The sequence below is a fragment of the Lentibacillus populi genome, assembly GCA_014642895.1.
Taxonomy (GTDB): Bacteria; Bacillota; Bacilli; order Bacillales; family Amphibacillaceae; genus Lentibacillus_C; species Lentibacillus_C populi.
This window is the reverse complement of record BMJD01000007.1, coordinates 16,864-35,923: the sequence shown is the minus strand read 5'-3', so window position 1 is coordinate 35,923 and position 19,060 is coordinate 16,864. Positions and strand designations below refer to the sequence as shown.

Here is a 19,060-nt window from a genome sequence, read left to right as displayed (position 1 = left end):
GACATTTTTTAAATCAAGCTGTCGTTAATTAGGCTGAAGTCCGATCGATATTAAAATACAATTTAAGATCACTTTGCCTAAAGTGAAAAGACCCTATACCAAACTAACATAAGGAGCTCTTTTTTTATGTGAAACTGTTCAGGACGCTACTTTTACCTGATATCTTATATTTTTTCAAGTAAAGCAAGCGATTCACGATTGAATGCAGGAATGTCTTCGGGTTGACGGCTCGTTATTAATTGATCGCCACAGACAACGACTTCCTCGTCAATAAAGTCCACTCCGGCATTTACAAGATCAACCTGAATGGATTTATATCCCGTCGCTTTACGGCCGTTAAGTGCTTTAGCAGTAATGAGTAGCTGCGGTCCATGACAAATAGCTAAAACTGGCTTTTTCTCATCCATAAAGGCCTTGCTGAACTTCACGAAGCGTTCATCTGCACGTAATATGTCCGGTGAAAAACCGCCAGGAATCAGCAAAGCATCAAAATCATCAGGTTTCACATCATTAATCGATGCATCCACCGTAACCTTGGCATCACCATTTTTACCTGTAACAGTGTTGCCTTTTTCATTTTCGATAACAGTTAGTTCGTGACCCGCATCTTCCAATGCCTGAGCAGGATCTGTATATTCTACATCTTCAAACATATCTGTAAGTACAACTGCTATTTTTTTGCCCATTTCAATCTCTCCTTTTATTATTTTTTGGTCGGATGTTCGCCATTTTTATATTCCCCGGTTATAAAATTTCGTATTCACATAAGAGGAATTGCAAAGGTTGTTTCTAAAAACTTCTCATAAGGTATTGCTCAACAGCTGCAGGACTAATGGAGGATGGAATTATTAATCGCAAGGTGTATCCCGAGGTTCCTCCCAAGGTTGAATATTTCATGACAGAACTTGGTATGACATTATTGCCCATTGTTGAAATGATGTAAGAATGGGGGAAAAAAACGGATTAACGAAATTAATCTTTAAGAATGAACGTTTGAAGAATTTTTCTATACAAGGGTTTATTTGTCAAAATTGAAGCATCCTATTAGAAAGGGTATAATTCCTAAACGAATCCCATACTACAATATCAAAAGAAAGGATGTTTCGAATGTCGGAAAGAGTCTTTATTAGCCCATCAAAATATGTCCAAGGTAAAAATGTGATTGAAAAAATAGGATCTTACTTGAGAGGTATTGGCACTCAAACTGTTGTAATCGCGGATGAAACAGTATGGAACATAGCCGGCCATAAGGTTGTGAGTGAATTAAAGCAAGCGAATTTTTCTGCTAAAGAGATCGTTTTTAATGGTGAGGCTTCCAAGGAAGAAATTAAAAGAATTACGCAGGCTGCTAAAAATGAACACGCGACAATTGTGATAGGTGTTGGGGGCGGAAAAACACTTGATACAGCAAAAGCCGTGTCTGATGAATTGGACGCTTATACGGTTATCATACCAACTGCTGCATCGGCAGACGCACCGACAAGTGCACTTTCTGTTGTTTATTCTGATGATGGGATTTTTGAAAATTATCGATTTTATAACCATAACCCAAATTTGATTCTTGTGGATACAAAGATTATAGCAGAGGCTCCACCCCGTTTGCTAGCATCTGGCATAGCAGATGCATTGGCCACATGGGTAGAGGCAAGAGCTGTTATAGCCTATGGAGGTAAGACGATGGCCGGAGGTATTACAACCATTGCAGCTGAAGCAATTGCTGAAAAATGTGAACAAACTTTGTTTCAATATGGCCATCTTGCTTATGAATCTGCAAAGGCAAAAGTTGTCACACCAGCTTTGGAAGCTATTGTGGAAGCCAATACGCTTCTAAGCGGTTTAGGGTTTGAAAGTGGGGGATTAGCTGCAGCGCACGCCATTCATAACGGCTTCACTGCACTTGAAGGAGAGATTCATCATTTAACTCATGGTGAAAAAGTAGCGTTTGGAACCCTTGTCCAATTGGTTTTAGAAAAACATTCATTAGCAGAAATCGAACGGTATATTCAATTTTATATCAGCTTAGATCTCCCTGTTACATTGGAAGATATAAAATTAAAAGATGCCACAAAGGAAGATATTCTGAAAGTCGCCAAGGCAGCAACAGTTGAAGGGGAAACCATTCATAACGCATTTAATGTGACAGCTGACGAGGTTGCGGATGCCATCATTGCCGCAGACCAATATGCGACAGCGTACAAAAAAAGCTATCGGTTATGAAAACTGATAGAAGTTATGAATCTAAATGAGATTACCACGTCTTTTAGCAAAATACTGGGACGTGGTATTTACTTATATGAGTTAGTGCGGGCTGTATAGCATCTGTAATTGTTTCATTCGACCGTTGAACGGGAAATTTAAGGACGATATAAGAAAAGCAACAGGTAATTAAGACTTTTGGATCTCAAGAAGTGTACTAATGGAAAATCAAGCCATTATAAAACCTAAAAAGCATCGTAAAATGCTCAAGCAACAAGAAGTTCAAAGTTTTACGTTTGTTGTTAAAAGATCAATAAGAATAATTTCCGCTTAACTACCTTTATGTATGTTTTAAATTATGAAAGATCTTTCTCGTCATCAACCGTTTCAGCAATTTTACTTGCTACCCAACGTTTTGCGGTTTCCTCATCAATTTCATATTCTTTGCCCGCCCGCAGTAAATCACCATGATAGGCAGTTTGCACGTTCATTTTAACTTTGATCATTTGAATGGCTCCTTTAAAAATAGTACCAAGAAGAGGTTATCTGCTTAAAAAGTTTCCAAATTAAACCTCGTACAATGACTATTATACCTATTTTTACGAAGGTTGACTATAGGGAAACAGAGTAAGAGCAAGTCAACTCTCACTCCAAAAAATATCCTGTCAGCCCTTTGATGCTCTGGTAAATCCTTTAATCGTGTGTGTATGGCCATCATTTTCAGTTGTTTTTATTTCCACATAATGGGTGTGATAACCGTTTGGTAAAGAAATTGGTGGACTGGTATGGGCTTCATAATAATGAATATGTCCATCGTCAAAAGTAGTATTTCCCCATATTTTGTGGACGTGGCCTTCCTGTGTTTCAATTGGGGTACTTGTTACACCTGGATGTAAATGGGTGTGTTTGTCATTACACGTTGTTGCGCCATAATGAGCATGTGTATGTCCTTGCCGTTTACCGCTTCCTGTTTGGGCTTGTATCATTTCACTTCGCTGCTCGGGAAATTTTACCTGCTGCCAGTTTGGATGAACCGGGTGATATGGATCATACCCGGGAAATTGTCTCATGTCATGATGATACAATGCACTACAGCTCCTTTTTAATTTATTATCATAAATAGGCTATGTTTGGGCGACTTGTAAGGTTACAGTTGACAGGATAGTAAAAGCGACACAAGATTGTCACATTATTTTTTGCTTTTATGTGAAAACTAGTTGTATTAATTGAAAACAATTCTCATTATCAAGTAAAATATAGTTTGGAATAATCAAGGTTTGGGGGATGATTTTGAATGGCTAAAATTATCATGATGGATGCCAGTATGACAGGAAGCACCGAGATGATGGCAGACGCGATTGGTGATTATATAAAAGGAGCAGGACATGAATTAGTGCGCAAGTCATTTGATTTTGACGCGATTGATGTCCAGGAATTATTGGACTACGATGGGATTCTGATTGGTTCTTATACATGGGATGACGATTTGCCGTATGAAGTGGAGGATTTTTATGAAGAATTAGACGAGGTTGATCTGACGGGAAAACTTGTTGGGGTTTTCGGTTCATGTGATTCGTTTTATGATTCTTATGGTGCCGCGCTAGAGACAATTGCCGCCAGAATACCAACAATTGGCGGAACCATGTACGGGGAAAAGTTAAAAGTTGAGCTTGAACCAAATGATGAAGATATTGAGCATTGTAAGCAATTTGCAGCCGGATTTTTAGAACAGCTTAGTAAGATGGAATGAGTGGATTGCCTGCTAGCCATTATATAATTTTAAAAAATCAATTCCCCCTCTTATCGGTTGAGGGGGATTTACATAGACTGCGTTATTTTTACTTAGCTTCCGATTCCTTAAGTGTTGATTTATCAATGTCCAACGTCACAGCACGCTTCCCCATTGATGCCCAATTACGCTCAAATAAATTACGGTTATATTGCTCCTCTTTTCCAGTATAAGGATCATTTACAATGATATGTTCTCCATCGATTCCGGTAATGACAACCGCGTGTTCATAACGGTACCAATTAATAACAACCCCATTTGCATCTTGCCATGTTTTACTGTGAAACGTCTCATTCTGGTCAATCGTCGTCCATGCCATGACAGGGTTTCCTGAGCGTACAATATCCAGCAATGATTCAAATTCCTGCCCCGTTAAATTAATTCCTTTACCAGGCAGAAACATTTCGATCGTTGCTAAAATCGGTTTATCAAAAACACCAAAGCTGCCATCATCTGAATACGGATCACCAACGAATTGCTCGTGCGGATTTGCCCCATACCACTTACCATTTGTCAATCTCACTTTTTCCCCTTTAGGGAGTTTTTCTACTACGTCATATTTGCTTACGGAGAGACCTGCCCATCCTAGGAGCATCGCTAATGATGTAGCCTCGCAGCCGGTAGGAAGATCGGGATATTGGTTGTAGACCGGAACACCTGAGATTTTGACCGATGCATGTTGTTGTGCCATAAAAAAACTCCTCTCTGCGACGCTTGATTTATGTTTACTATACTATATTCCTGTAGTGATTAACATATTTGTATACCGAATTTTTCCTGAACACGAGGAGAGAAGTAATTCCATTATGTTTTGACTTCTAGCAGCAAGGGCGTTCTCTGTAATTGGGTTGAAGATTAGGCTAACCCAAAAAAGCTTATGCAAAATTCTGCCCATCCTATTTGTTATAGTTATCATATAGAATAATTATGTAATTGCAAAAGTTAGAGAATATATCCGTAACAAGGTTTTGTCTTTTTTAAGTCATGGCTTTTATACTACTTTTGCGAAAATAACCAATTATTGTTTTACAACGCCTGGAAAATTTAATAAAATTTTAATAAATGAAACACTGTTATTTTTTCTTAGATAAGATTAACACAAACTAGATCCTTTTTCTTACAAGTTATAAATCAAATTAACCAACATGACCCTTACAGACGATAATCTCTGTGGCCATTTTAAAAAAATACCGAGGTGAAAAAACATGTTGCCAATTGGAAGTATCGTTCTCCTGCACGACGGGGAACAAAAATTAATGATTACAGGCAGGAAACCAATCGTGGAAAATATTCGTAAAGAGGAAGTGTATATGGATTACATTGCCTGTACCTATCCATCCGGTGTGCTGGATGAGGATGTGTATTTTTTTAATCAAGAGGATATCGCGGAGGTCGTTTTTACCGGTTATGCCGCTGAAGAGGAAGCAGAAATCGCCCGTTTTATCAAAGACTGGGAAGAACTGACCCCATTAAAAAAGGGGAGAATTAACGATGAATTACTTGTCGAGTGAAAGTAGGAGGATGATGTCATGGATTTTGATACGCGAATCAGCTGGATAGAAAACGTCATTCAGCAGCTGTCCAGTGCCGAATCAATTAACAGTGTCTGCCCGGCGCCAGCACCTTCGGAAGACTGGAACAACAGCAAAGCTCGGGATGCGGCTGAAGATTTGTTCACGACGCTGGATACGTTTTTGGTTGATTACAGTGATAAATATGCTGCTTTACTGGCAAAATTACAGTCATTAAAACTAGCAATTGAATTCGAAAAAATGGCGTCTTACAACATCCACCGGGTTGCGTTGCTTGCATTGCCAGAGGAAAAACATGCGCAATACATGAATCATACGGAAATGGATCCAAGTGTAAAACGGATGCTCACAGGAGGTGGATATGTATGATGGTTGCTAGTGGCGGGGGCGGAAAAGGTACTGCCAACATTGAATACGATTCGGTCAAGACAATGGAAGGGATTTCGAGCGTTCAGGAACAAGTAGCTAAATTCGCCGATTCTACCAACAATATTGCCTCCAAATTTAACTGTATATTTTCCGAGTTGTCTGGTAAGTCCATTGACAGTTATCAAGAGGTGGCTGATTTTTATATTGATAGTGCAAAGCTGGCAGAAGAATATATTCGAATATTGGTAGACATTGTACAACAGGCAGATCAGGAAATTTAATCAAGAGGATATCGCGGAGGTCGTTTTTACCGGTTATGCCGCTGAAGAGGAAGCAGAAATCGCCCGTTTTATCAAAGACTGGGAAGAACTGACCCCATTAAAAAAGGGGAGAATTAACGATGAATTACTTGTCGAGTGAAAGTAGGAGGATGATGTCATGGATTTTGATACGCGAATCAGCTGGATAGAAAACGTCATTCAGCAGCTGTCCAGTGCCGAATCAATTAACAGTGTCTGCCCGGCGCCAGCACCTTCGGAAGACTGGAACAACAGCAAAGCTCGGGATGCGGCTGAAGATTTGTTCACGACGCTGGATACGTTTTTGGTTGATTACAGTGATAAATATGCTGCTTTACTGGCAAAATTACAGTCATTAAAACTAGCAATTGAATTCGAAAAAATGGCGTCTTACAACATCCACCGGGTTGCGTTGCTTGCATTGCCAGAGGAAAAACATGCGCAATACATGAATCATACGGAAATGGATCCAAGTGTAAAACGGATGCTCACAGGAGGTGGATATGTATGATGGTTGCTAGTGGCGGGGGCGGAAAAGGTACTGCCAACATTGAATACGATTCGGTCAAGACAATGGAAGGGATTTCGAGCGTTCAGGAACAAGTAGCTAAATTCGCCGATTCTACCAATATTGCCTCCAAATTTAACTGTATATTTTCCGAGTTGTCTGGTAAGTCCATTGACAGTTATCAAGAGGTGGCTGATTTTTATATTGATAGTGCAAAGCTGGCAGAAGAATATATTCGAATATTGGTAGACATTGTACAACAGGCAGATCAGGAAATTGCGGATGCAGAAACGAAAAGTCGCAATATGTTTGATGATATGGGGTGATGGAATGCCGGAAGTAAAGATTGATCCGGATCGTATCGAGGAGTTATATGCAACACTTTACGAAGAGGAACTTAGCGCTGAGGCGATGGCGCAGAAATTAATCCTATTTAAGCGAACGCTGGAGGAACAGGGGATAGACAACTCCAGCCTATCGGGCATTCATTATTATTTGGATACATTGATTAATCTGATGGAAGTTTTATGCAGTAACATCACAACGCTCCAAGATAATGCAACAGCGATCGCTGAACAATTCAGCAATACGGACAGGAATCTCGCGGCCATGTATGGTGGGACAACGGAAAGCTATCGATCGTATAAATATAACCGGATTACCAGCGATTATGGATCTGATTAATGCAGTGCGTCAGGCAAAGCATCCATAGAGAGGGAGGGGAAGCAGTGGGAAAATTATCCGTACATACGGAAGAAATGGCCGATTATCTGATGCGCATGCATCGTCATTATGAAGATCAGGAAGCGATCGTTAGAAGGCATTTAACCATCCTGGACGAAGCAGCAGGTCTCCTTGCTCCGGAGGACTTGGCCGCCGCAGGGTATGAATACGATGCGTTGCAGCAAAAAGGAACCACCTACGTCAACAAGAAAATGCCACCCCTTCATGATACGCTTCCAGCGGCGAAACCGGTAAATCCATATATCGAAGCGGTAACAACGATTAATCGTCTCTTGGATAAAAATGAAATCCATGAATTTAACCAAAGGATTCGCCATATCCAGCCATTTAACCGCACAACCGAGACAAAAGATGTCGTCACAATGGAAGACTTACTTGCGGGCGCCGGAGAAATTGTCGGTGTAAATGATCTGTACCGGGTTTTCAATGGAAAAGATCCGTTCACAGGAGAGGAGTTAACACTTGGTGAGTGGGCAGAGGCAGTTGGCTGGAGTGCATTGACATTGGTACCAGTTGCCAAAGCCGGAAAAGTGGGCAAGGTAGCTAAAGGAACGAAAAAGATCAAAGGTGTTAAAGGGCTACACCCTTCAGAAAAGCTTGCAAAACTTGGCGAAATTTCCAAGGGCACATTGCAAACTGTGAAGCAAAAAGGGCAGGACCTTACCACAGAAGGGAAAAGGCAAATTCAATATTTTGTGGATCGGTATTCCAATATGTTTGGGAATCAACTGAGTCCTGCAATGGCTGGAACAGGTACTAAAGGGGTTAGGTTGGTAGATGACGGGCAAATTTACATGTATAATAGTAGTGGAGTAACTATTAAAAATTCCGAATCTGTAAAAGGAACTTACAGATATCTAAAGGATTATGAGAATAATAAATATTTCACGAGAAGTGTAGAGTATTATGCAGGTAAGGATGGAACAGGCTTCACGTATAAGATCTATCAAAGAAGTGATATTAACTGGGATATGGTTCGAACAAGCGGGGCAAAAAAAGGACGTGGATTAACGAACGCAGAAGCTTCCACGAAGTATGGATTAGCTCCTATACTTGATGATGCAGGTAGTGTTGCAACTTTGCACCACTCTCAACAAAAAGGTGTGGGGCCATTATTTGAAGCTTCTACGAGATATCATAATATTAGTAATGCAAAAAAAGCCCCATTACATCCTTATAAGGGAAATTTGAACCCATTTTATCCTATGGATGACCCCACAAGAAAGGCATTTCAAAAAGTAGATTCAATTAATTACTGGAAAATGAGGGGACAAGAAGCATTAGGTAAATAGATTTAAAAGAAGTCAAATACGCTATAATTAAAAAAATGCATAGCAATGCAAACGCACTTGAAAAAATTATAAACTCACAAATATTAAACATGCATGCTTATAATCTAGTGTTTGTAAGCACATACCCTCTAAGTCCTTAGAGGGTGAGACGGACGTTGCCAGCTTGCTATTGATAAATTGAATTGTTAATATAAAGAGAGTTTATTTACACTATGTTACTTTTATTACATTTTTGTACCTTGAGCACTGCGAAAGGAATGATACTTAAAATGAATGTCTTACCAAAGAAATTAGATCAGGTTATCGGAGAAGAAATTTATAAACGTGATAATATAAATAAAGTGAATGATGCTTTAGCTAGTTTAGAGGTAGATGTATCGGATACATTCCGTGAGTTTTATAATCGATTTGCTGGACCTTTTTGGGAAGAACACGTTCCCTTTGAGTTATTGGATATTGTAGATGAGGAAAGTAATATAAAATCATATACACTTATTTCCAGAAAGGAACACGGTTTTCCAAAAAAGTTTCTGGTTTTAAGCGAAATGTCAGCAAATGCAGTACTAGTACTTGATACTGTAACGGATAAAGTTTATTCAGTTAATTTTGAGGGTGGAGATGAGTTGCTTTTAAAAGGTGAGCTAAAGGAAACTTGGTCAACATTCTATGAATTTCTGAAGGATTATTTCAACTGTTAATATAATTTACTGCAGGAAGAATTGATTTTAGTTTTCGTGACTATCTTTTTTGTTTAATCCCGAGTTTAGTTGCATAATTTTCCAAATGCTGTAATAGCAAGGGCTCGGAGCATTACTCTTAAACTATGTAGTCCCAAATCGTAAAATCACATTTTATAAGCCCATTGTGGCAGGTTTTTTAAAGTCTTTTTTATTAGAGACTACAAAGCTTATCCACAAACCAAAAACCTTGCTATTGCAACTATTGGAAAAAGTTAACGCTAAACTTGGGTTTAATAAAAATAATATATGTATGTTTGAAAAAGCCTGTCATCTCTGATGCTGGCTTTTTTCTAACAAATTATCAACATGTATAAACTTCAGCACGTAACAAGGATTTGGGTGACTCTAGGCCTAACTTCATAACTGCAGCAGCAATATCAGTAAATACTAGAAGAACTAACAATATTAACCAATTTTTATACAAAAATGAAATACATGAATTTAACCAAAAAATCCGTCCAATCCAGTGATTTAACCGTACAACTAAGACAAATGATGGCGTGACAATGGAAGATTTACTGTAAGGTCAGGAGAAATTGTTGGGGTAAATGATCTGTATCGGGTTTTCAACAGATAGGATTCGTTCACCGGGGAGGAGTTAACCCTCGCTGAGTGGGCAGAAGCGGTTGGCTGGAGTGCCTTGACATTGGTGCCGGTTACGAAAGCCGGTAAGGTAGGCAAGGCAGCAAAAGAAACGAAAAAGATTAAAGGGATCAAAGGGCTGAATCCAACGGGAAAGCTCGCAAAACTTGTGGAGTTTTCCAAGACATCATTACGAACGGTGAAGCAAAAAGGAAAAGACCTCACCGCATAAGGGCGGGAAAAATATATCTTTTTTTCCGATCACCAAAAATTAAAGTGCCAGACACCATATGGTATCTGGCACTCCAAATTTGTATTAGCTGTTTTCCTTATGAAAAAAAGTTTGAATGCTTATTTTTGATTCCTTTAACATATTCATGATTTTCTTGGAGTTTTTATTTACATAGGCATAATAAAGCATGTCGATTGTAAATAATTGTGAAATTAATGATGTTGTTGCCGCACTTCTTAGCATAACCGCTTCACCTCCATGATGAATGATTGGATAGTCCACCAGTTTTGCCAATGTGCTATTTTCATATTGAGAAATGCCAATTGTGTGCAACTTTCTTTGTTTAGCAATCTGTGTTAATTTAATGATTTCATTAGTTTCACCCGAATTAGATATTGCGATAAACAAACTTTGCTCACCAGCATTAATTAAAGAAGAACTTAATAAATGATGATCAAGCATATTTACCACTGTCTTACCGATTCTGGAAAACTTTTGTGTAAAGTCTTCCGCAACGACATGTGACGCACCTATACCGTATACATAGATAGTTGGGCAACTATCCAATAATTTTGTAACTTCTTCAATACGGGTTTTATTTAAGTGATTTGCTGTTTGTGAAATGGATTGATTAAATCTTAAAGCTAATTTTTCAGCAATCAGTGATACATCCTCATTAGGCGTGATATCTGTATACAAGTCTTCATCGACACCAGAAGCATCGGCGTATAATCGGATTTTTAATTGAGAGAAACCCGACAATCCAATAGAACGGCAAAAACGGACAATGGTTGCCGGACTAACTCCAGCTTTTTGCGCTAGTTCATTTGTATTATAATTTACCGTTTCCACAGAATGTAGCAGAATATATTCACCTATCTTTTTTTCCGCCTTTGAAAGATCATTTAATTTTGATTTTATTTGTAGTATGATATTTTCTTCCAAAACAGTTCCCAACCTAGTCTATTTTAGTTTCCTTCCGAATATCTTTAGGTACGCCAAAGAGATAAGTCGCAATAAATCCACCAATATACCCTGCTACTAATCCGATTACATATCCCATCCAATGTCCATTAGCGATAAGCGGAATAAGCGGAATACCACTTGGACCAATGGCAATCGATCCAATATTGCCAATTCCGGCAATCACAGCACCACCAATACCACCACCGATACATGCCGTAATGAATGGACGACCTAATGGCAATGTAACACCGTAGATTAACGGTTCACCAATTCCAAGAATTCCAACTGGCAAAGCTCCTTTAATTAATTGAGTTATTTTTTTGTTTTTTCTACATCTAACCCATAGGGCAAATGCTGCGCCAACTTGACCTGCCCCAGCCATAGCCAAAATAGGTAACAGAAGCGTAAACCCTGATGAATTAATCATTTCAATATGAATAGGTGTTAAAATTTGGTGTAATCCAAACATAACCATCGGTAAGAAGAACAGACCTAAGATGAATCCTGCAAACATACCGCCTACATTTAGAACCCAGGTGATCGATCCTACAAGTGCATTTGATACGACACCTGCAATAGGCATGACAATGAATATTGTGAATAGCCCAACTACCAATAATGCAATTGTAGGTGTTATAATGATATCGACAGCATTTGGAATGATTTTGTGCAATCTTTTCTCAACCAAAGATAGAACCCATACAGCAAAAATAACACCAATAATACCACCTTGACCAGCCAACAACTCATGGCCGTTAAAAATATTTGTAAGTGGAGCCTCAGGGTTCATTCCGGGTAGCATCGTTATCGCACCGATGATACCACCTAGCCCTGGTGTAGCACCAAATTCATTGGCGCTGTTAATCCCGACATAAATGACTAAATACATAAATAGTCCATTTTTAATGATATTCAATGTAGCAACAATGGATTCCCAATCTTGGCTGATGCTTCCGGCGGTCATCAGATTGGAAAAAATCGCTGCAATACCGCCGATAATACCAGCACCAACAAAGGCAGGTATTAATGGAACAAATATGTTTGCAATTGATTTTAATACACGCTTGAATGCCGAGTTGTTGTTATGTTTTGCTTTCTCCCTTGCTTTTCTTTCAGCAGCTTTCGCCTCAACCATTTGTCGATCGGTTAATGCTTGTTCAGTTTGATCGGAAGGGTTGTCAGGGAAAGCTTCACCGAGCTTTACGCCAGCATCAGCAACCATGATATTTGCAACCTTGTTGACAATCCCTGGTCCGACAATGACCTGTAATGTATCATCCTCAACAACACCAAGAACTCCATCAACAGATTTAAGACCGTCCATGTCTACTTTACTATAATCTTTAATTGTCATACGGACCCTGGTCATACAATGGATCAGTTTTTCTACATTCCCTATACCGCCAACTTTGTTATAAATCTCTCTAGCTAATCGTTGTTCCTTTGATTCAGTCATCTTGATCACTCCCCTTAAATTATGAAAATTGGTTAGACTTCAGACTCAATGACATTTCTAACAAATCCTTTACTATCATTTAACCTCTGTTTTGCCTCTTCTTTGGAAAGGTTGGTTAAAATCATAACGATCGCTAACTTAACGTTATTGTCGGCTTCATGGAAGAACTGGTCTGCTACTTCATAACTACAGTCAGTTGCTTGTCTAATAATCGATTTTGAACGTTCTACTAATTTATCGTTCGTTGGCTTAACATCAACCATTAAATTTTTATAAACTTTTCCTATACTAATCATGGAAGCTGTTGAAATCATATTTAATACTAATTTTTGCGCTGTACCTGACTTTAATCTTGTTGAACCGGTCAGTACTTCCGGACCAACCTGAACTTCTATATTTATATCAGCATGCTTACTTATTTCAGCATTATTGTTACAAGCAAGGCTAGCTGTTGTTGCACCAACCTTTTTCGCATATTCCAGAGCGCCAATAACATAAGGTGTTCTGCCACTGGCAGCAATACCGAGGACGGTATCTTTATCCGTTAAATGTATATTTTTTAGATCCTCTTCACCCAAATTGCGGGAATCCTCTGCACCCTCGACTGCAACGGTCATAGCAGAAATACCGCCAGCAATTAATCCTTGCACCATGGACGGATCGGCATTAAATGTTGGTACACATTCAGCAGCATCTAGTATTCCTAATCGGCCACTCGTACCTGCACCGACATAAATCAAATGTCCGCCCTGATTAAATGATTGCTTGACTGCTTCTACAACTTTCTCAATTTGCGGCAATTCTTTTCTTACACTTGTTGGAACACGCTTATCTTCATCATTCATTAATCGCAAAATATCAATTGTTGATAACGTGTCCAAGTTCATTGTGTTTTTGTTCCGTTGTTCTGTAGTAAGTCTATCTAAGTTCATCGTGTTATCTCCTTAATCCTAAATTTTGTACCACTCTTTATAAAATCAAGTAATGGCAAATCTTTATCGATAATTTGTCCAATCACGTTTACTTTTGTATCAGATGAAAGTACCCGTTTTACTACTTGTAGTTCTCCCTTGTATCTTTTATACAGATTATTATCGATCGTAATACTTCCCTTTTTTCTGAGTACAGTGTTTTCGGGCTCTAAACAATCATTTTTATGAAGAATTCTTGATTGGTCACTACGGATAACATCCCTGGAGACATCCAATCGATTTTGATGATCTTTGTAAACGTATGAAATCCATTTATCGTTAATAGTAGTTGCATGAAAAAGCAAGATCATATGATGAAGGTATTCTCTAAATTGTTGACAGGTTTCATTTGATAAACCTGGATCACCAATATATACGTCATCGATCATATAATCCCGCAGAAGAGATAACGACGAATAAAAGGGATTTTGATATCGATGGATTTCCAGAGTAGGGAGTGTCTCATACAACGGTAAACGTAAACTGCTATCACCCGGAACGAATGCACTTAATTTAAAACGCATACTTTTTAACCAAGAATTTTTTTCATAAAACCATTTTTCATCCAAACCTGTATTCGGTCTCGGATAATAATTATGCCAAGCCTCGATATTACTAAAGTCTGCATTGTGTTGAACAAGTTTTTCATAATCGTCTTCCAATAATGTACTGGCATTTAAGCCGACGGTAAGATAGTGTGATAAATTCGCGATTATCTCAACATCTATTCCGTCATCCATTCTTAAACCAGTGATTCCGCTTTCAACAATTGCTTTAGGATCATCCAAAGAGAGTCCAATATTCTTCAAAGCGTTATTTGAAATATCGATCATCAGTTTTAATTTTCTAGCCTTAATCATTTCTAACAAGAATTTCAGGCGCTCACTGTATTTTGAAACATCATCTTCCGGGATATGCAGTGAGGTAAAAACACCTTCAAATCCGATATCAGCCATTTTATTCACATAGTTTTCCTTTTCTTTTGACCAATCTTCATTGAGAAATACAGAAAATCCAATCAATAGATTTATCCCCCTCTCTATTTTAATGTTCGTTCTTTGACTAATAGATCTTTATCTATCTTTATATTTTTATTTTAAAACAAATGAAACAAGATTTCAATAATAAACTGAAAAATATGTCGAAGTAGAATCATTTTTTCATTTTACACTGTGTTAAAACTATTAATGGAACCAATATTACATAATCCATCAATAGTTCAAATAGCGAAGGGAGAATTTACGATGGTAAAACTTGAACAGTTATTTTATCCAGCACTTGTGATTGAGAAATGATGCATGCCGCCACGTGTTGAAGCAAAACTGGGCAGTCTAGCATCTGTTTATGATGAATTTATTTCGAGAAGGGATACCATGTGGAGGGATACATGCGAAGATCAACACGTTTGAGAGGCGTAGTCCAGTAATAGTTTTGTCTACTCGATTATAAAAAGAGTCCTTTTATTAGACCATGTAACATATCCTATTGTGAAAATAATAAGCTTTTGATAAGGACTGAACAAGAAAAGTAGAAGAAATTCTAAAAGATAAGGATGATACCGAAATGACCTATATTATTGGAGTTGATGGTGGTGGAACAAAAACGATGGCAGTTTTGGCCGATCATGAAGGGACTATTTATGCACATGCCAATGCGGGACCATCAAATCCTAATACTATTTCTGATGAAATAATAAATAATACATTCAGATTCCTTTTCCGTGAACTAAAGAAACAATCTTTAGAGGAGTTTCAAAAAGTTACTGCCGTATTTGCAGGTGTTGCCGGGGCCAGCAGCAAAGCAAATGCTGATAAATTGTCTTTCATTATTAAACGCTATTCTCCTAACAAAGCTTTTGTCACAGTGGATATGGATGCAATAAATGCCTTGTATTCTGGTACATACGGCAGACCCGGAATAGTGCAAATCTCAGGAACAGGATCCATTTCTTACGGAATAAATCGGCACAAGAAGCAGGATAGAGTCGGTGGTTGGGGATATTTGCTTGGTGATGAAGGAAGTGGTTATTATATTGGGCAACAAGGTATCATTGCTGCATTAAAGGCCTATGATGGACGTGGGGAAAAGACGATTCTGTTGGATATGGTTTACGACCACTTTAAAGTGAAAAATGGCGAGGAATTAATTTCCAGAGTTTATTCTGCAAAAATACCCAAAAATGAAATATCTACAGTATCAAAGCTTGTATTTCAAGCATATAACAAGAAGGATTCAGTTGCCAAAGGAATAATTATTCAGGCATCCCGGGAGTTAAGTTTCAGTATTTTTACATTGTATAAAAAAATTTTTAACGAAAATGAGAAAATCAAAATAGTTTTATGCGGAGGTATCTTTACCGATTCCGGAATAGTACCACCGCTTATTAGAAGTGAACTAAGAATACAAGCAAAAAAAGTTAAAGTCGTGTTACCTAAGATTCCACCTGTTGGCGGGTCGATAGTTGGAGCCTTAATTACAAATGAGAAAGAAGTTAATGAAAAAGTAATAAAAAATTTAAAAACAGAGTTTGAAAAATATAAATTATGGAGCGGATAAAGGCAACTTAATTAGCATTTAAGTAAAACAGGACAGACAATCTTTCTACAAGGAACCCTCAATAAAATGGAAGAAACAAAACCGCTGGAAATTAGTACGAACTGTTTTTAATATTGAACACAAATAATGAATAGAAAGAATGGAAGTGCTCAACTAAACATTAGTACAGCACTTTTTAATGAACAATTTATACCGTAATGAGAGACAGGTAAGACCCCTTAATTTCCTACAAAAAACTGGTAAGTAATGGAGCGCCCTCTAAGATAAATTCCGTTGACCCAAACCTTCTTCGTTAGAAAGACTACCCCACAGAATGAAGTTTCATTTACAAGGAATGTCCCAAACAATCCATACATATAGTGTAAAGACAAAGATATTATCGTGACATAAGAACTATAAATGAATCCATTATTAATGAATTTTGAAACAACATGGATGGTTCGATTGCCATCTATGTGTTTCACATAAATTTTTTAAAAATAAAGGGGGCAAACAAGTTGAAGAAGTCAAGATATGGCCGTTTCTGGTTTCTGGCTCTGGCAGTTCTCATGCTCATATTGAATGCGGCCTGTTCATCAGATGACGAGAAAGCAAGCGGAGGAGAAAAGTCAAACGATGGTGGCAGCAGCGATGGTGAAATTTCCGGTGACCTTGAAATTCAATACTTCGTCGGTGGCTACGGTGATTCTTGGTGGAAGGAAGTGATTGGTGACTTCAAGGAGAAATATCCGGATGTAAACATTAAGGAGCATGCAGGACCGAACATTAACGAAGAAATGCGCTCGCGCTGGGTTTCGGGAGGTCCGCCCGATGTCGTATATATTGACGGTGCCGGGTCAAGCGAAACGCAAATGGTGGAAGATGGTCAGCTGATGGATTTATCAGATTGGGTTAAAGACATAAAGCTTGAGGACGGAACGCCATTGATGGACAGTTTTATTGTTGATCCTGCAACATATGACGACGGGAAAATCTATAGTTTACCACTTGTGTTTGATACATGGGGAACCTGGTATGATAAAGCATTATTTGAGGAAAAAGGATATGAGGTTCCGACTGATTTTGAAAGCTTTATGAATTCGATGGGTGAGATTAAAGATGGGGAAGGCATTTCGCCATTTGTTACAACAGGACAGCATCCATATTACTTCTTGCGTGGGGTGTTATACCCGGCATTTGCGGCAGCAGGTGGAGAAGAATTGCTTGCTGATGTGATTGATGGTGCTGAAGGTGCGTGGACAAGTGAACCTGTTTTAGAGGTCATGAAAAAAGTAGAAGAAATGCAGAAAGCCGGATATATTGATTCAGGATTTGGTGCATTGAATCATACCCAATCGCAAATGAATTTCTTGCTGCATGATAACGCATATATTCCAGTAGGTTTCTGGCTGCCAAATGAAATGGTAAACGATACACCGGAAGATTTTGAATACGGATTCGTTCCATCACCAATGAATGATAAAGGGGAGCCAGGTGTGGTTGTTCCAGATTTACGACCGCTTGCAATCGCGAAAGAAGCGGAAAATCCGGAAGCAGCAAAAGCATTTGTTGAATTTGTCTTTACGAAAGAATATGCAACCTTATTCTCTGAGCATACGGGGGCAATTATGAACTTAAAGGGTGTTGATCTTTCAACCAACGAAAATGTTCCACAGTATTTGATTGATGCGAATGCCATGATTAATGACCCGGAAAAAGTACAAATTTATAATAAACCACATCCAATGAGTGCCGATTTGGAAACGCCGATTAGCGATTCACTCGTTTCCTTAATGCTTGGTAATATTTCCGCAGAAGAATTTGTTAAAGAAGCGGAGAAGGCTGCGGAGAATTACCGAAATAGTAAATAGGTGTTACGGTATGGGATATAGAGGAATAGTCCTTCATATCCCATACTGTTCATTTTCTGGGAGGGCAGGTGATGAAATGGTACAGTCGAAAAAGCAAAAATATCTGTTTCTGGCTTTTTGTTTAGTTCCGACCTTTATTATGTTTGCTATTTTTACGTTATATCCTTTATTTAGTGGTTTGTACTATTCTTTTTTTGATTGGTCGGGATCAGCAGATAATAAGGAATTCACTGGCTTTGCCAATTATATAAAATTATTCCATGATGCGATTATCCCTGATACGATCATTCATGACTATTTCCTTGTTGTGACAAAGGTTATCGGGATTATGGTTCTAGCTTTGTTCTTTGCTGTTGCCTTGACCCAATTAAAAATAAAAGAAGCACCTTTCTATCGGATTATCTTTTTCTTTCCTAATATTATGTCAGTTGTAGTTATCGGGATCTTATGGACATTCATTTACAATCCGACGATGGGATTTGTTAATTCCGGGTTGGAGTTTCTTGGCTTGGAAGAGTGGGTAAGGCCGTGGCTAGGTGATGAAAAGTGGGCTTTACCAAGTTTGGTATTACCATCAATTTGGGCAGGTATCGGTTTGTTTATGCTTATGCTAATGGGAGGAATCACCAATGTTTCCAAGAGCTATTACGAAGCGGCAGAAATGGACGGGGCGAATGAATGGCAGCAATTTTGGAAAGTAACACTACCGCTTGTCTGGCCACAAATTAAAATTTCAATTCTTTATATTGTTATAACCACGTTAAATGGTTCGTTCATCATTGTTCAAATTATGACAGGCGGGGGACCGAACAATGCTACACATGTGATGGGATCGTATCTGTATCAGCAAGCATTTAAACAATATAACTTTGGCTACGGGGCAACCATTGGTGTAATGATTTTAATTCTATCATTAGTGACGGTATTAATTCTGCAGTTTTTTATGCGAAGGGACAAAGTGGAATATTAGTCCATTGT

23 protein-coding genes and 1 pseudogene are annotated in these 19,060 nt (G+C 38.4%); 16 read left to right on the top strand and 8 right to left on the bottom strand.

The annotated features are described in order from the left end of the window. Positions 1 to 164 precede the first annotated feature (164 nt). Positions 165 to 686 (bottom strand): type 1 glutamine amidotransferase domain-containing protein, encoded by a 522-nt coding sequence (locus IEX12_RS06725; RefSeq protein ID WP_155554997.1) that lies wholly within the window; start codon positions 684 to 686, stop codon positions 165 to 167. A gap of 85 nt (positions 687 to 771) precedes the next feature. Between IEX12_RS06725 and IEX12_RS23325 the strand changes: the two are divergent. Beyond that, positions 772 to 943, top strand: a pseudogene (locus IEX12_RS23325) (winged helix-turn-helix transcriptional regulator); the annotation flags it as partial. 164 nt (positions 944 to 1,107) lie between these two features. Then, entirely contained in the window at positions 1,108 to 2,217 is a 1,110-nt protein-coding gene (locus IEX12_RS06715; protein WP_188724825.1) for a glycerol dehydrogenase, read from the top strand. Between the two features lie 335 nt (positions 2,218 to 2,552). Here IEX12_RS06715 and IEX12_RS06710 read toward each other — a convergent pair whose 3' ends face one another. Together IEX12_RS06710 and IEX12_RS06705 are read right to left on the bottom strand one after the other, a co-directional pair. Next, positions 2,553 to 2,702 (bottom strand): hypothetical protein, encoded by a 150-nt coding sequence (locus tag IEX12_RS06710; RefSeq protein ID WP_188724824.1) that lies wholly within the window; start codon positions 2,700 to 2,702, stop codon positions 2,553 to 2,555. Positions 2,703 to 2,861: 159 nt separating this feature from the next. Then, positions 2,862 to 3,281 carry a YmaF family protein gene (locus tag IEX12_RS06705; protein WP_188724823.1) on the bottom strand — a complete coding sequence of 140 codons (420 nt, stop codon included), beginning with the start codon at positions 3,279 to 3,281 and terminating at the stop codon, positions 2,862 to 2,864. Between the two features lie 209 nt (positions 3,282 to 3,490). Between IEX12_RS06705 and IEX12_RS06700 the strand changes: the two genes are divergently transcribed. Next, positions 3,491 to 3,946 (top strand): flavodoxin domain-containing protein, encoded by a 456-nt coding sequence (locus tag IEX12_RS06700; protein WP_188724822.1) that lies wholly within the window; start codon positions 3,491 to 3,493, stop codon positions 3,944 to 3,946. 88 nt (positions 3,947 to 4,034) lie between these two features. Here the strand turns inward: IEX12_RS06700 and IEX12_RS06695 are convergent, their stop codons facing one another. Beyond that, the gene (locus IEX12_RS06695; RefSeq protein WP_188724821.1) at positions 4,035 to 4,676 is read right to left on the bottom strand and encodes a C39 family peptidase; all 642 of its coding nucleotides are present in this window, start codon (positions 4,674 to 4,676) and stop codon (positions 4,035 to 4,037) included. Between the two features lie 514 nt (positions 4,677 to 5,190). Between IEX12_RS06695 and IEX12_RS06690 the strand changes: the two genes are divergently transcribed. The 10 genes from IEX12_RS06690 (at position 5,191) to IEX12_RS06645 (ending at position 10,283) form a co-directional block, all read left to right on the top strand. Further along, positions 5,191 to 5,496: a DUF4176 domain-containing protein gene (locus IEX12_RS06690; RefSeq protein WP_188724820.1), complete on the top strand. Its 306-nt coding sequence runs from the start codon at positions 5,191 to 5,193 to the stop codon at positions 5,494 to 5,496. An 18-nt stretch (positions 5,497 to 5,514) separates the two neighbouring features. Further along, positions 5,515 to 5,886 carry a hypothetical protein gene (locus IEX12_RS06685; RefSeq protein WP_188724817.1) on the top strand — a complete coding sequence of 124 codons (372 nt, stop codon included), beginning with the start codon at positions 5,515 to 5,517 and terminating at the stop codon, positions 5,884 to 5,886. Beyond that, a complete protein-coding gene (locus tag IEX12_RS06680; RefSeq protein ID WP_188724819.1) occupies positions 5,883 to 6,167 on the top strand; it encodes a hypothetical protein in 285 nt (94 codons plus the stop codon). The genes IEX12_RS06685 and IEX12_RS06680 overlap by 4 nt, the downstream gene beginning before the upstream one ends. Continuing rightward, entirely contained in the window at positions 6,139 to 6,306 is a 168-nt protein-coding gene (locus IEX12_RS06675) for a hypothetical protein (RefSeq protein ID WP_188724818.1), read from the top strand. The genes IEX12_RS06680 and IEX12_RS06675 overlap by 29 nt, the downstream gene beginning before the upstream one ends. A gap of 18 nt (positions 6,307 to 6,324) precedes the next feature. After that, the gene (locus tag IEX12_RS06670) at positions 6,325 to 6,696 is read left to right on the top strand and encodes a hypothetical protein (RefSeq protein ID WP_188724817.1); all 372 of its coding nucleotides are present in this window, start codon (positions 6,325 to 6,327) and stop codon (positions 6,694 to 6,696) included. Continuing rightward, positions 6,693 to 7,019, top strand: a complete 327-nt coding sequence (locus IEX12_RS06665) for a hypothetical protein (RefSeq protein WP_188724816.1) — start codon at positions 6,693 to 6,695, stop codon at positions 7,017 to 7,019. Before IEX12_RS06670 ends, IEX12_RS06665 begins: the two co-directional genes overlap by 4 nt. Before the next feature lie 4 nt (positions 7,020 to 7,023). Next, entirely contained in the window at positions 7,024 to 7,377 is a 354-nt protein-coding gene (locus IEX12_RS06660) for a hypothetical protein (RefSeq protein ID WP_188724815.1), read from the top strand. Positions 7,378 to 7,421: 44 nt separating this feature from the next. Then, positions 7,422 to 8,729 carry a pre-toxin TG domain-containing protein gene (locus IEX12_RS06655; RefSeq protein WP_188724814.1) on the top strand — a complete coding sequence of 436 codons (1,308 nt, stop codon included), beginning with the start codon at positions 7,422 to 7,424 and terminating at the stop codon, positions 8,727 to 8,729. Positions 8,730 to 8,998: 269 nt separating this feature from the next. Further along, positions 8,999 to 9,427, top strand: a complete 429-nt coding sequence (locus IEX12_RS06650) for an SMI1/KNR4 family protein (protein ID WP_188724813.1) — start codon at positions 8,999 to 9,001, stop codon at positions 9,425 to 9,427. A gap of 688 nt (positions 9,428 to 10,115) precedes the next feature. Next, a complete protein-coding gene (locus IEX12_RS06645; RefSeq protein WP_188724812.1) occupies positions 10,116 to 10,283 on the top strand; it encodes a hypothetical protein in 168 nt (55 codons plus the stop codon). Between the two features lie 84 nt (positions 10,284 to 10,367). Here IEX12_RS06645 and IEX12_RS06640 read toward each other — a convergent pair whose 3' ends face one another. From IEX12_RS06640 to IEX12_RS06625, 4 genes are read right to left on the bottom strand one after another with little or no spacing between them, the layout of a single operon-like run. Further along, on the bottom strand, positions 10,368 to 11,228 hold the full coding sequence (locus tag IEX12_RS06640) for a MurR/RpiR family transcriptional regulator (RefSeq protein ID WP_188724811.1): 861 nt from the start codon (positions 11,226 to 11,228) through the stop codon (positions 10,368 to 10,370). A gap of 13 nt (positions 11,229 to 11,241) precedes the next feature. Continuing rightward, on the bottom strand, positions 11,242 to 12,705 hold the full coding sequence (locus tag IEX12_RS06635; protein WP_188724810.1) for a PTS transporter subunit EIIC: 1,464 nt from the start codon (positions 12,703 to 12,705) through the stop codon (positions 11,242 to 11,244). Between the two features lie 32 nt (positions 12,706 to 12,737). After that, complete coding sequence (gene murQ, locus IEX12_RS06630; RefSeq protein ID WP_188724809.1) at positions 12,738 to 13,637, bottom strand: N-acetylmuramic acid 6-phosphate etherase; 900 nt, start codon at positions 13,635 to 13,637, stop codon at positions 12,738 to 12,740. Further along, on the bottom strand, positions 13,634 to 14,698 hold the full coding sequence (locus IEX12_RS06625) for a DUF871 domain-containing protein (protein WP_188724808.1): 1,065 nt from the start codon (positions 14,696 to 14,698) through the stop codon (positions 13,634 to 13,636). The genes murQ and IEX12_RS06625 overlap by 4 nt, the downstream gene beginning before the upstream one ends. A 541-nt stretch (positions 14,699 to 15,239) precedes the next feature. Between IEX12_RS06625 and IEX12_RS06620 the strand changes: the two genes are divergently transcribed. The 3 genes from IEX12_RS06620 (at position 15,240) to IEX12_RS06610 (ending at position 19,052) form a co-directional block, all read left to right on the top strand. Beyond that, positions 15,240 to 16,232 carry an N-acetylglucosamine kinase gene (locus IEX12_RS06620; protein ID WP_188724807.1) on the top strand — a complete coding sequence of 331 codons (993 nt, stop codon included), beginning with the start codon at positions 15,240 to 15,242 and terminating at the stop codon, positions 16,230 to 16,232. Between the two features lie 548 nt (positions 16,233 to 16,780). Further along, on the top strand, positions 16,781 to 18,082 hold the full coding sequence (locus IEX12_RS06615) for an ABC transporter substrate-binding protein (protein WP_188724851.1): 1,302 nt from the start codon (positions 16,781 to 16,783) through the stop codon (positions 18,080 to 18,082). A gap of 76 nt (positions 18,083 to 18,158) precedes the next feature. Continuing rightward, positions 18,159 to 19,052 carry a carbohydrate ABC transporter permease gene (locus tag IEX12_RS06610; RefSeq protein WP_102414892.1) on the top strand — a complete coding sequence of 298 codons (894 nt, stop codon included), beginning with the start codon at positions 18,159 to 18,161 and terminating at the stop codon, positions 19,050 to 19,052. Positions 19,053 to 19,060 lie beyond the last annotated feature (8 nt).

What these genes read in the sequence shown, in the direction of transcription:
- IEX12_RS06615 (WP_188724851.1), top strand. Translation starts at nt 16,781, where the DNA reads ATGCTCATATTGAATGCGGCCTGTTCATCAGATGACGAGAAAGCAAGC.
- IEX12_RS06635 (WP_188724810.1), bottom strand. Translation starts at nt 12,705, where the DNA reads ATGACTGAATCAAAGGAACAACGATTAGCTAGAGAGATTTATAACAAA.
- IEX12_RS06700 (WP_188724822.1), top strand. Translation starts at nt 3,491, where the DNA reads ATGGCTAAAATTATCATGATGGATGCCAGTATGACAGGAAGCACCGAG.
- IEX12_RS06680 (WP_188724819.1), top strand. Translation starts at nt 5,883, where the DNA reads ATGATGGTTGCTAGTGGCGGGGGCGGAAAAGGTACTGCCAACATTGAA.
- IEX12_RS06665 (WP_188724816.1), top strand. Translation starts at nt 6,693, where the DNA reads ATGATGGTTGCTAGTGGCGGGGGCGGAAAAGGTACTGCCAACATTGAA.
- IEX12_RS06685 (WP_188724817.1), top strand. Translation starts at nt 5,515, where the DNA reads ATGGATTTTGATACGCGAATCAGCTGGATAGAAAACGTCATTCAGCAG.
- IEX12_RS06660 (WP_188724815.1), top strand. Translation starts at nt 7,024, where the DNA reads ATGCCGGAAGTAAAGATTGATCCGGATCGTATCGAGGAGTTATATGCA.
- IEX12_RS06715 (WP_188724825.1), top strand. Translation starts at nt 1,108, where the DNA reads ATGTCGGAAAGAGTCTTTATTAGCCCATCAAAATATGTCCAAGGTAAA.
- IEX12_RS06725 (WP_155554997.1), bottom strand. Translation starts at nt 686, where the DNA reads ATGGGCAAAAAAATAGCAGTTGTACTTACAGATATGTTTGAAGATGTA.
- IEX12_RS06670 (WP_188724817.1), top strand. Translation starts at nt 6,325, where the DNA reads ATGGATTTTGATACGCGAATCAGCTGGATAGAAAACGTCATTCAGCAG.
- IEX12_RS06690 (WP_188724820.1), top strand. Translation starts at nt 5,191, where the DNA reads ATGTTGCCAATTGGAAGTATCGTTCTCCTGCACGACGGGGAACAAAAA.
- IEX12_RS06650 (WP_188724813.1), top strand. Translation starts at nt 8,999, where the DNA reads ATGAATGTCTTACCAAAGAAATTAGATCAGGTTATCGGAGAAGAAATT.
- IEX12_RS06710 (WP_188724824.1), bottom strand. Translation starts at nt 2,702, where the DNA reads ATGATCAAAGTTAAAATGAACGTGCAAACTGCCTATCATGGTGATTTA.
- IEX12_RS06620 (WP_188724807.1), top strand. Translation starts at nt 15,240, where the DNA reads ATGACCTATATTATTGGAGTTGATGGTGGTGGAACAAAAACGATGGCA.
- murQ (WP_188724809.1), bottom strand. Translation starts at nt 13,637, where the DNA reads ATGAACTTAGATAGACTTACTACAGAACAACGGAACAAAAACACAATG.
- IEX12_RS06695 (WP_188724821.1), bottom strand. Translation starts at nt 4,676, where the DNA reads ATGGCACAACAACATGCATCGGTCAAAATCTCAGGTGTTCCGGTCTAC.
- IEX12_RS06610 (WP_102414892.1), top strand. Translation starts at nt 18,159, where the DNA reads ATGGTACAGTCGAAAAAGCAAAAATATCTGTTTCTGGCTTTTTGTTTA.